Below are 10,021 nucleotides of genomic sequence, written 5' to 3' on the forward strand. Positions count from 1 at the left end.
CCGGCAAGCAGGCCGACCCGGCAAGCAGGCCGACCTCGTGATGTTCGACTGCCGCGGCATGAACATCTTCCCCGCGCTGCCGGGCGGCAATGCCGCCCACATCGTCGTCATGTACGCCGAGACCTCGGACATCGAGAATGTCATCGTGGCAGGCAGGTTCGCCAAGCGCGAGGGCAAGCTCGTGTTCGATGCGCAGCGCCTGGCCGGCCTGCAGGACGAACTTCTCGCCTCGCGCCTGCGCATGTTCGAGGAAGGCAAGTTCAAGTCCCGGCCGGTCGAGCGCGGACCGCAACCCGAGGCCTTCTTCCTGTGAAGCGCCGCGAACTCCTGCTGGGCGCCATGGGTGCGCCATGGCTGGGTGCCTCGCCGGTGCAGGCCCAGGGCACGGCGAGCTGGCCGACCCGGCCCGTCAAGATCGTCCACGGCTTCGGCCCCGGCGGCCCGGTGGACCTGCTCGCGCGCCTGGTGGCGGCGCAGTTCGCCGACAGCTTCGGCCAGCAGGCGGTGGTGGAAGGCAAGCCGGGCGCCGGCGGCACCATCGGCGCCAACTTCGTTGCCAAGGCCGAGCCCGACGGCTACACGCTGTTCCTGATGGCCTCGGGCCATGCGGCGGCACCCGGCCTCTATGCCTCGCTGCCCTTCGACGCCGCCTCCGACTTCACGATGATCTCGATGATCGCGCGCAGCCCCTTCGCGATCGTCGCGGCGACCGACGCACCGTTCAAGACCGTGCAGGAGCTGATGCAGCAGGCCAAGGCCACGCCGGGCAAGCTCAACTACGGCTCGGGCGGGCAGGGCACCGGCATGCACCTCACGGCCGTGCTGCTGCAGGCGCGTTCGGGCATCACGCTCACGCACGTGCCCTACCGCGGCGGCGGCGCGCTCAACACCGCGGTGATCGGTGGCGAGGTCCCGTTCATGTTCACCTCGCTGGCCGGCATGACGCCGCTGATCGAGGCCGGCCGCCTGCGTCCGCTGGCCGTGACCTCGAAGGACCGCTACCCGGGCCTGCCCGAGGTGCCGACCGTGGCCGAGACCGTGCTGCCCGGCTTCGACGTCTCGGCCTGGTACGCGCTCGCCGGTCCCAAGGGCCTGCCGATCGGCATCGTCGCGCGCCTCAACCAGATGGTGCGCGCCACGCTCGCGCGGCCCGAGATCATCGAGACCCTGCGCGTGCAGGCGGCCGAGCCCTGGTCGACCACGCCGCAGGAAGCCCAGGCCTTCCTGACGCGCGATGTCGCGCACTGGACCCGCGTGATCCGCGAAGAAAAGATCAGCGCGCCGAGTTGAAGCGCGCTTCTTCGCCGCCCCGTGCCCTTGCCCTTTTCCGTTTTTCAAAGAGGAGTCGAGATGAACAGCCGGATCCGCATGTCCTGGCGCCGCGTGCCGCAATTCGCAGCCGCCGCCGCGTTGACCGTCGCCTGCCTGCCCGCCCTCGCCCAACCCGCCGGCACGCTGCGCTTCGGCAGCAACCAGGGGCTGGACGACTGGGAGACCCTGACCAAGCCCAACAGCATCTACACCTCGCTGGTCTACGAAGGACTGGCCGAGGTCTCGCCGGACGGGCTGTCGCTGCTGCCCAAGCTGGCCACCGGCTGGAAGGAAAGCCCGCGCAAGGTCGAGATCACGCTGCGTCCCGATGTGACTTTCCACGACGGCACGCCCTTCGACGCCGCGGCCGTGGTGAAGAACCTCGAGCGCATCCGCGACACACCAGGCCAGTGGCGCGGCGTGCTCAGCGCGGTCGACAAGTTCACGGTGGTCTCGCCCACGCGGCTGGACATCTCGCTCAAGATGCCGGCGCCCAACCTGATGCCCAACCTGGCGCGGCGCGGCGCCTTCATGGTCTCGCCCAAGGCGCTGGAGGACGGCTCGTACAAGCTCGTGCCGGTCGGCACCGGCCCCTGGAAGTACGAGGCCAAGGACACGGTGAAGGGACTGCGCACCGTCGTGACTTCCTACGACAAGTACTACGCGCCCAAGACGGTCGGCCCGGCGCGGGTGGAGGTCACGCACATCAACGACCCCGACAGCCTCTACAACGCGCTGCGCACCGGCCAGCTCGACATCGTCTGGACCAATCCCTCGATCGCCAAGCGGGCCGAGCGCGAAGGCCTCAAGACCACTTGGTTCCCTTCGGTGATGTGGCACCTGCAGATGATGGACACGGCCAAGGTCTTCAACAGCGCCAAGCTGCGCCAGGCGATCTGCCACGCGATCAACCCGCAGGACTTCATCGACGCCGCGCTCGGCGGCCACGGCAAGGTGCACACGCAGCGCCTGCGCGAGGGCATGAACGGCTTCAACCCCGCGGTCAAGGGCTATCCGCACGACCTCGCCAAGGCCAGGAAGCTGATGGCCGAGCTCGGCAACCCCAAGCTCGAGTTCACGCTGGCCACCTTCGACAACCAGCGCACCATCGCGGAGCTGTTCAAGAGCCAGATGGCGCCGATCGGCATCGACGTGAAGCTCGACTTCATGACCTTCGGCCAGTTCTTCAGCACCTTCCGCAGCGGCAAGTACCCGGCGGCCATCCTGACCGATTCGCAGGACACCGGCGCCTACGACTACTACCTCTACCACTACGCGCCGGCCGGCGCGGGCAACCCCCTGAAGACGGTCTTCCCCGGCGTCGAAGCGGCCGTGAAGGAGGCGCTGGCCGCGGACGACCTGGCGGGCCAGAACGCGGGCTGGCAGCAGATGGCCAAGGTGGTCGACGAGGAGGCGCTGGACTGCGGCTTCTTCGACTACGCCGCCTACTGGGCCTACAACCCGAAGCGCGTGAACAACATCGTCTCCACCGTCGGCGACGTGGCCGTGTTCCGCTACATCGACGCCAAGGTCTCGCCCTGAGAGCGGCCGGAAAAGCACCCCACGAACCCACGATGGCACAGTACATGTCCGACGACACACCACGCACACTGCTGATCCAGGGCGCCCTCGTCCTGACCATGGACCCCGCGCTGGGCGATCTCGAATCGGGCGATGTCCTGGTCGAGGGCCGCCGCATCGCGCAGGTCGGCACCGCGCTCGAGGCGCCGGCCGGCGCCCAGCGCATCGACGGCCGCGGCATGATCCTGATCCCGGGCCTGATCGACTCGCACACCCACATGTGGCAGGCGCCGCTCAAGGGCCTGGGCGCCGGGCTCTGGGGCACGCCCGACTACCAGAAGCACGTGTTCCCGCTGCGCGAGAAGTTCGACGCGGTCGACATGCACGACGCCTGCTTCGCGGCCGGCACCGAGATGCTCGACAACGGCATCACCACGGTGCTGGACTTCTGCCACAACACCATGACGCCGGCGCATGCCGAGCAGTCGATCGCCGCGCACCGCCGCACCGGCCAGCGCGTGCTGTTCTCCTACGGCATGCTGGGCGGCTTCTCGACGCTGGCGGCCGACCATCCGTGGCGCCTGGCCCAGGTGCGCGAGTTGGCGCGCGAGTTCGGCAGCGGCGGTGGCGATTCGCTGGTGCGCCTGGGCATGGCGCTGGGCTCGCTCGAATACTCGGGCCTGGAGCTGGTGAAGACCGAGATCGAGCTCGGCCGCGCGCTGGGCCTGCCGATGACCTTCCACCAGAACCCGCCGGCGCAGATCCGCCAGCTGGGCGAAGCGGGGCTGCTGGGCGGCGACCTGCTGCCGGTGCATGCCAACCTCGCGGCCGACGACGAACTCGAGATGCTCGCGGCCTGCGGCGCCGGCATCTCCTTCACGGTCGAGGGCGAGTTCGGCGGCGGCCGGGCCATGAACATCATCGGCCGCGCGCACCGCGCCGGCGTCACGCCCAGCCTGGGCGTGGACATTCCCTCGCGCGTGGCGCTCGACCTCTTCGCCCAGATGCGGCTCACCTTCCAGGTGATGCGCGCCGAAGAGGCGCTGGCCGAGCGCATCACCGGCCGCTGGCCGCTGGCGCGCCATCCCGGCACGCCGCACGCGCAGCCGCGCCACATGCTCGAGTACGTGACGGTCAACGCCGCGCGCGCGGTCGGCCGCGGCGACGAGCTGGGGCGCATCGCGCCCGGCCTGCTGGCCGACCTGGTGCTGCTGTCGACCGGCCCCTACAGCATGTCGCTGGGCGATCCGGCGGCGCACGTGGCCTTCCAGAGCACGCCGGCCGACGTCGACACCGTGATCGTCGACGGCCAGGTGCGCAAGCGCGGCGGCCGGCTGGTGGACCTGGACCGCGCGGACGCGGCCGAGGCCACCCGGCGGGTGCGCGAGCGCGTGCTCGGCAAGGGCGTCCAGGCGGCGCGCGCAGCGGCATGAGACAGCTGTTCCTGAGCCGGCTGCTGTCGGTGGCGCCGATCCTGTTCGCGGTGTCGCTGTTCACCTTCCTGCTGACGCGCATGACCGCCACCGATCCGGTGGTGCAGATCCTCGGCCCGGGCGCCTCGGCCGCCGACCGCGCCGAGTACGCGCACAAGCTCGGGCTCGACCGGCCGCTGGGCGAGCAGTTCTTCCGCTGGCTGGCCGACGCGCTGCGCGGCGACCTCGGCAGCTCGCTCTACACCGCGCTGCCGGTCGCGCCCACGCTCGCCGACGGTGTCAGCGTGACCCTGACGCTGGCGATCGCGGGCATGCTCCTGGCCTTGCTGATCGGCATTCCGCTGGGGATCTGGGGCGCGGTGCGCCATGGCTCCTGGGCCGACCGGCTGCTCTCGACCATCGTCTCGCTGGGCCTGGCGGTGCCGAGCATCTGGCTCGCGCTGCTGCTGTCGCTGGCTTTCGCGGTCGAACTGCAGTGGTTCCAGGTGGTCGGCTACACGCCCTTCGCGCAGGACCCGCTCGAATGGGCGCGCGGCCTGGTGCTGCCCGCGGTCGCACTGTCGGTTCACACCGCCTCGGTGATCGCGCGCCAGATGCGCAGCGCGATGATCGACGTGCTGCGCTCGCCCTACGTGCATGCGCTGCGCGCGCGCGGGCTGCCGCAACGCCTGATCATCTCGCGCTATGCGATCCGCAACGCGATGGTGCCGGTGCTCAGCGTGATGGCGATCCAGATGTCGGTGCTGGTCGGCGCCAGCATCGCGGTCGAGCGCATCTTCGCGATCCCGGCGCTCGGCACCCTGCTGGTCGACAGCGTGGTGCGCGGCGATTTCCCGGTGCTGCAGGGCGCGGTGGTGGTGATCGCCTCCATCGTGCTCGCGGTCAATCTCGCCACGGACATCGGCTACGGGCTGATCAATCCGAAGGTGCGGGCGCATTGAGGCGCCCGGTCCCACCATGAGCGAAGTCGCCACCTTCCCCCCCGTCCATGCCGCGGCGCCGGACGACGGCGCGCGCATCCCGCGCAAGTCGCCCTGGCGCCTGCTGTCTCGGCCTTTCGCGCTGCTGCCCGCGGCCTTCCTGCTGCTGGTGCTCGCCTGCGCCATCGGCGCGCCGTGGATCGCGCCGCACGATCCCTTCACGCCGGCCATCCGCCATCGCCTGGAGGCGCCCGGCGCCACCTACTGGCTGGGCACCGACGACCTCGGCCGCGACATGCTCTCGCGGCTGATCTTCGGCGCCCGCACCGCGCTGCTGGCCTCGCTCGAGAGCGTGGGCATCGGCCTCGCGGCCGGCGTCAGCCTGGGCCTGCTGGCCGGCTACGTGGGCGGCTGGCTGGACCGCCTCGCGATGCGCCTGGCCGACGTGATGCAGTCCATTCCCGCGGTGCTGCTGGCGCTGGCGCTGATCGGCGTGCTCGGCAAGGGCCTGGGCAATGCGATGCTGGCGGTCGGACTGATCTTCGCGGTCAGCTTCATGCGCATCACGCGCGCCGTGGTGCTGGCCGAGCGCGAGCAGCTCTACGTCGATGCGGCGCGGGTGCTGGGCCTGCGGCCGGTGGCGATCATGCTGCGGCAGATCCTGCCCAACGTCTCGGGCCCGCTGATCGTGCAGGCTTCGATCTCGCTGGGCACCGCGCTGCTGATCGAGGCCATGCTGAGCTTCCTCGGCGTCGGCGCCGACAGCACCCAGGTCAGCTGGGGCTCGATGCTCGAGACCGCGCGCCAGTTCCAGAGCGAGCAGCCCTTGCTGCCGATGGTGCCGGGGCTGGCGATCACGCTCACGGTGCTGTCCTTCAACCTGCTGGGCGACAGCCTGCGCGACGCCCTGCTGCCCGGCGGCGCGGCGCCGGCACGGCCCGCGGCCCGCGAAGCCACCCCAGGCGCGGCCACGGCCGCCGCCGACGCCGAGACCCCCACGCCGGCCGACACGCTGCTCGAGCTGCGCCAGCTCTGCGTGCGCGCCACGGTCGGCGGCGGCGAGGCCGAACTGCTGAGCCAGGTCTCGCTGCATCTGCGGCGCGGCGAGGTGCTGGGCCTGGTGGGCGAATCGGGCTGCGGCAAGTCGATGACCGCCAGCGCCATCCTGGGCCTGCTGCCGCGCGGCGCGCACATTGCCGGCGGCTCGGTGCGGCTGGGCGGCACCGAACTGGTCGGCCTGCCCGAGGAAGCGCTGCGCCACATCCGCGGCCGCCGCATCGGCATGGTGTTCCAGGACCCGAACGCGGCGCTGTCGCCGGTCCACACCATCGGCACCCAGCTCTGCGACATCCTGCGCGCCCACTCGAGGATGAGCCGCGCGCAGGCCCTGGCGCGTGCGGTCGAGCTGCTCGACCTGGTGGGGGTGCCCGACCCGGCGCGCCGGCTGCAGGACTATCCGCACCAGTTCTCCGGCGGCATGGCGCAGCGCGTGGTGATCGCCGGCGCACTGGCCTGCGAGCCCGAGCTGCTGATCGCCGACGAACCCACCACCGCCCTGGACGTGACGATCCAGGCCCAGGTGCTGGACCTGCTGGCCGACCTGCGCCGGCGGCTCGGCATGTCGGTGCTGCTGATCACGCACGACCTGGGCGTGGTGGCCGACCTGTGCGACCGGGTGGCCGTGATGTACGCCGGGCAGATCGTCGAGACCGGCAGCGTGCGGGACACCCTGGCCGCGCCGCGCCATCCCTACACCGCCGCCCTGCTCGACGCCATGCCGCGCGGCCGGGGCGATGCCCGGCTGTCCACCATCGCCGGCCGCGTGCCGCCGGCCTGGGCCTGGCCGCAGGGCTGCCGCTTCCACCCGCGCTGCGCCCATGCGCGCGCCGCCTGCACCCAGCAACCCGTGGCGCTGCAGGAAGGCGTTCGCTGCATCCGCAGCGACATCCAGGAGCGCGCCGCATGACCGCGAAACCCCTGCTGTCGGTCGAACATCTGTCGGTCGACTTCAAGCTCAAGAGCGGTCTGTTCGGCAGCCGCACGCTGTCGGCGGTGCGCGATGTCAGCTTCGACATCGAGCGCGGCAAGACCTTCGGCCTGGTCGGCGAGTCCGGCTCGGGCAAGAGCACCATCGGCCGCGCGGTGCTGCGCCTGGTGCAGGCATCGGCCGGCCGCATCGAATTCGACGGCCAGGACGTGACCGCCTTCGGCCGTGCCACGCCGCTGGCCTTCCGCCGCGATGTGCAGGTGGTGTTCCAGGACCCGATGTCCTCGCTCAACCCGCGCCAGACCGTCGGCACCACGCTGGGCCAGGCGATCGACCGCCACCGGCCGATGACCGCGCAGCAGCGCGAAAAGGAAATCGCCAAGCTGGTCGACAGCGTGGGCCTGGCGGCCTACCAGGCGCAGCGCCATCCGCACGAGCTGTCGGGCGGGCAGCGCCAGCGGGTGGCGATCGCGCGCGCCCTCGCGGTGCAGCCGCGCCTGATCGTCTGCGACGAGCCGGTCAGCGCGCTCGACGTCAGCACCCAGGCGCAGGTGATCAACCTGCTGGTGGACCTGCAGCGCGAGTTCGGCCTGTCCTACCTGTTCATCGCGCACAACCTGGACGTGGTGCGCCATGTCAGCCACCGCATCGGCGTGCTCTATCTCGGACGGCTGGTGGAGGTCGGCCCCGCCGCGCAGGTGCACGAGGCGCCGCGCCATCCCTACACCCGCATGCTGATGGCCTCGACCCTGGTGGCCGACCCCCGGGCGCAGGCGCTGCGCACGCAGGAGCGGCGCCTGCAGATCCGCGCCGAGCTGCCGAGCCCGCTGTCGCCGCCGCCGGGCTGCGCCTTCAACACCCGCTGCGCCTGGGCCGACGCGCGCTGCCGCGGCGAGATGCCGCAGCTGGCGGCTGCCGGCGGTGGCGTCGAGGCCGCCTGCCTGCGGCTGCCCGCGGTGGCCGCGACGCCACAAGGGCAGTTGCCGGTACGTACGGACGCCGGCGCGCGACAGATCGAGGAGCTGGCCCTATGAGCATCCTGCTGCGCGGCGCCACCGTGCTGACCATGGACCCGGCGCTCGGCGACCTGCCCGCGGGCGACGTGCGCATCGAGGACGGCCGCATCGCCGCCGTGGGCGCGGGCCTCGAACGCATGCCGGGCGACGAATTGATCGATGCCCACGGCATGCTGCTGCTGCCGGGCCTGATCGACACCCATACCCACATGTGGCAAGGACCGCTCAAGGGCCTGGGCGCAGCGCAGTGGGGCATGGCCGACTACCACCGGACCATCTTCTCGCTGCGCGAACGGCTCACGGCCGAAGACATGCACGACGCCGCCTTCGCCACCGGCGTGGAGATGCTGGACAACGGCATCACCACGGTGCTGGACTTCTGCCACAACGTGATGTCGCCGGCGCATGCGGCCCGCTCGCTCGACGCCCATCGGCGCACCGGCCAGCGGGTGCTGTTCTGCTACGGCATGCTCGGCAGCTTTGAGACCCTGGCGGCCGACCATGCCTGGCGCCTCGCGCAGGTGCGCGGCCTGGCGCGCGAGATGGCGGGCGCGGGCGACGACGCGCGCGTGCGGCTGGGCATGGCGCTGGGCTCGCTCGAGTACGCCGGGATGGCGCTGTTCGAGGCCGAGGTGGCCACCGGGCGCGAGCTCGGCCTGCCGATGAGCTTCCACCAGAACGTGGCGGGCCAGCTGCATGAGATCGAGGCCGCCGGCCTGCTCGGGCCCGACCTGCTGCCGGTGCATTGCAACGCGGCACTCGACGCCGAACTCGCGCTGCTGGCGCGCCATGGCTGCGGCATCTCGTTCACGCCCGAGAGCGAGGTCGGCGACGGCCGCTCCACCCGCGTGATCGCGCGCGCCCACCATGCGGGCGTGACGCCGAGCCTGGGCGTGGACGTGCCTTCGCGGGTGGCGCTCGACCTGTTCTCGCAGATGCGCATCACCTTCTGGCTGATGCGCAACGAAGAGGCCGATGCCGAGCGCAGCGCCGGCCGCTGGCCGCTCGCGCGCTTTCCAGGCGTGCCCTTCATCCAGCCGCGGCACCTGCTGGAATACGTCACGGTGAATGCCGCCCGCGCGGTCGGGCTGGGCGATGCGCTGGGCCGCATCGCGCCCGGCTGCATCGCCGACCTGGTTCTGCTGCGCGCGGGCGCCTACAGCCCCTCGCTGGGAGATCCGGCCGCGCACGTGGTGCTGCAGGCCACGGTCGGCGACGTCGACACCGTGATCGTCGGCGGCCAGGTGCACAAGCGCGCCGGCCGGCTGACCGAAGTCGACCGCGCCGACGCGGTCGCCGCCACGCGCCGCATGCGCGAGCGACTGTTTCACTGAGCGAAGACCCGCGCTTCGCCGCCTCAAATTTCAAGACCGAAGGAGCCTCATGCCTCGAATGCTGATCAAGAACGCGAACATCCTGTCGATGGACCCCGAGGTCGGCGACTTCGACGACGCCGACATCCTGATCGAGGACAACAAGATCGCCGCGGTCGGCCCGAACATCGAGGCCGGCGACGCCGAGGTGGTCGACGGCCGCGGCCGCATCGTCACGCCGGGGCTGGTCAACGCCCACATCCACACCTGGGAGTACCAGCTGCGCGGCATCGGCGCCGACTGGGTCAGCAGCCGCGACTACCACGCCAACATGCACAAAAAGCTGGCGACCCACTACGAGGCGCGCGACGTCTACCTGGGCAACCTGCTGGGCTCGCTGAACCAGCTGCGCAACGGCACCACCACCATCGTCGACTGGTGCCACATCCTGCGCGATGCCGAGATGACCGACACCGCCATCGATGCCCTCGAGGAGTCCGGCGTGCGCGCCGTCTTCGCC

General features: G+C 71.2%; 7 protein-coding genes and 2 pseudogenes. All 9 read left to right on the top strand.

Annotated elements, in window-relative coordinates; all coding sequences use genetic code 11:
• Positions 1-313 (top strand): annotated as a pseudogene (locus tag AC1DF3_RS35975) (hypothetical protein); the annotation flags it as partial.
• Entirely contained in the window at positions 310-1,290 is a 981-nt protein-coding gene (locus AC1DF3_RS35980; protein ID WP_286538714.1) for a Bug family tripartite tricarboxylate transporter substrate binding protein, read from the top strand. The pseudogene AC1DF3_RS35975 and the gene AC1DF3_RS35980, both read left to right, overlap by 4 nt.
• 60 nt (positions 1,291-1,350) lie before the next feature.
• Positions 1,351-2,853, top strand: a complete 1,503-nt coding sequence (locus AC1DF3_RS35985; protein ID WP_286538715.1) for an ABC transporter substrate-binding protein — start codon at positions 1,351-1,353, stop codon at positions 2,851-2,853.
• A 44-nt stretch (positions 2,854-2,897) separates the two neighbouring features.
• Positions 2,898-4,265, top strand: coding sequence for an amidohydrolase family protein (locus AC1DF3_RS35990; RefSeq protein ID WP_478142674.1), 1,368 nt, complete (start codon positions 2,898-2,900; stop codon positions 4,263-4,265).
• Positions 4,262-5,206 (top strand): ABC transporter permease, encoded by a 945-nt coding sequence (locus tag AC1DF3_RS35995; RefSeq protein ID WP_286538718.1) that lies wholly within the window; start codon positions 4,262-4,264, stop codon positions 5,204-5,206. Before AC1DF3_RS35990 ends, AC1DF3_RS35995 begins: the two co-directional genes overlap by 4 nt.
• 16 nt (positions 5,207-5,222) lie before the next feature.
• Complete coding sequence (locus AC1DF3_RS36000; protein WP_478142675.1) at positions 5,223-7,151, top strand: dipeptide/oligopeptide/nickel ABC transporter permease/ATP-binding protein; 1,929 nt, start codon at positions 5,223-5,225, stop codon at positions 7,149-7,151.
• Positions 7,148-8,206, top strand: coding sequence for an ABC transporter ATP-binding protein (locus AC1DF3_RS36005; protein ID WP_478142676.1), 1,059 nt, complete (start codon positions 7,148-7,150; stop codon positions 8,204-8,206). Before AC1DF3_RS36000 ends, AC1DF3_RS36005 begins: the two co-directional genes overlap by 4 nt.
• Positions 8,203-9,522 (top strand): amidohydrolase family protein, encoded by a 1,320-nt coding sequence (locus AC1DF3_RS36010; protein ID WP_478142677.1) that lies wholly within the window; start codon positions 8,203-8,205, stop codon positions 9,520-9,522. Before AC1DF3_RS36005 ends, AC1DF3_RS36010 begins: the two co-directional genes overlap by 4 nt.
• A 49-nt stretch (positions 9,523-9,571) precedes the next feature.
• A pseudogene (locus tag AC1DF3_RS36015) lies at positions 9,572-10,021 on the top strand (amidohydrolase family protein); the annotation flags it as partial.

Source organism: Variovorax sp. 10N432, from assembly GCF_056394465.1.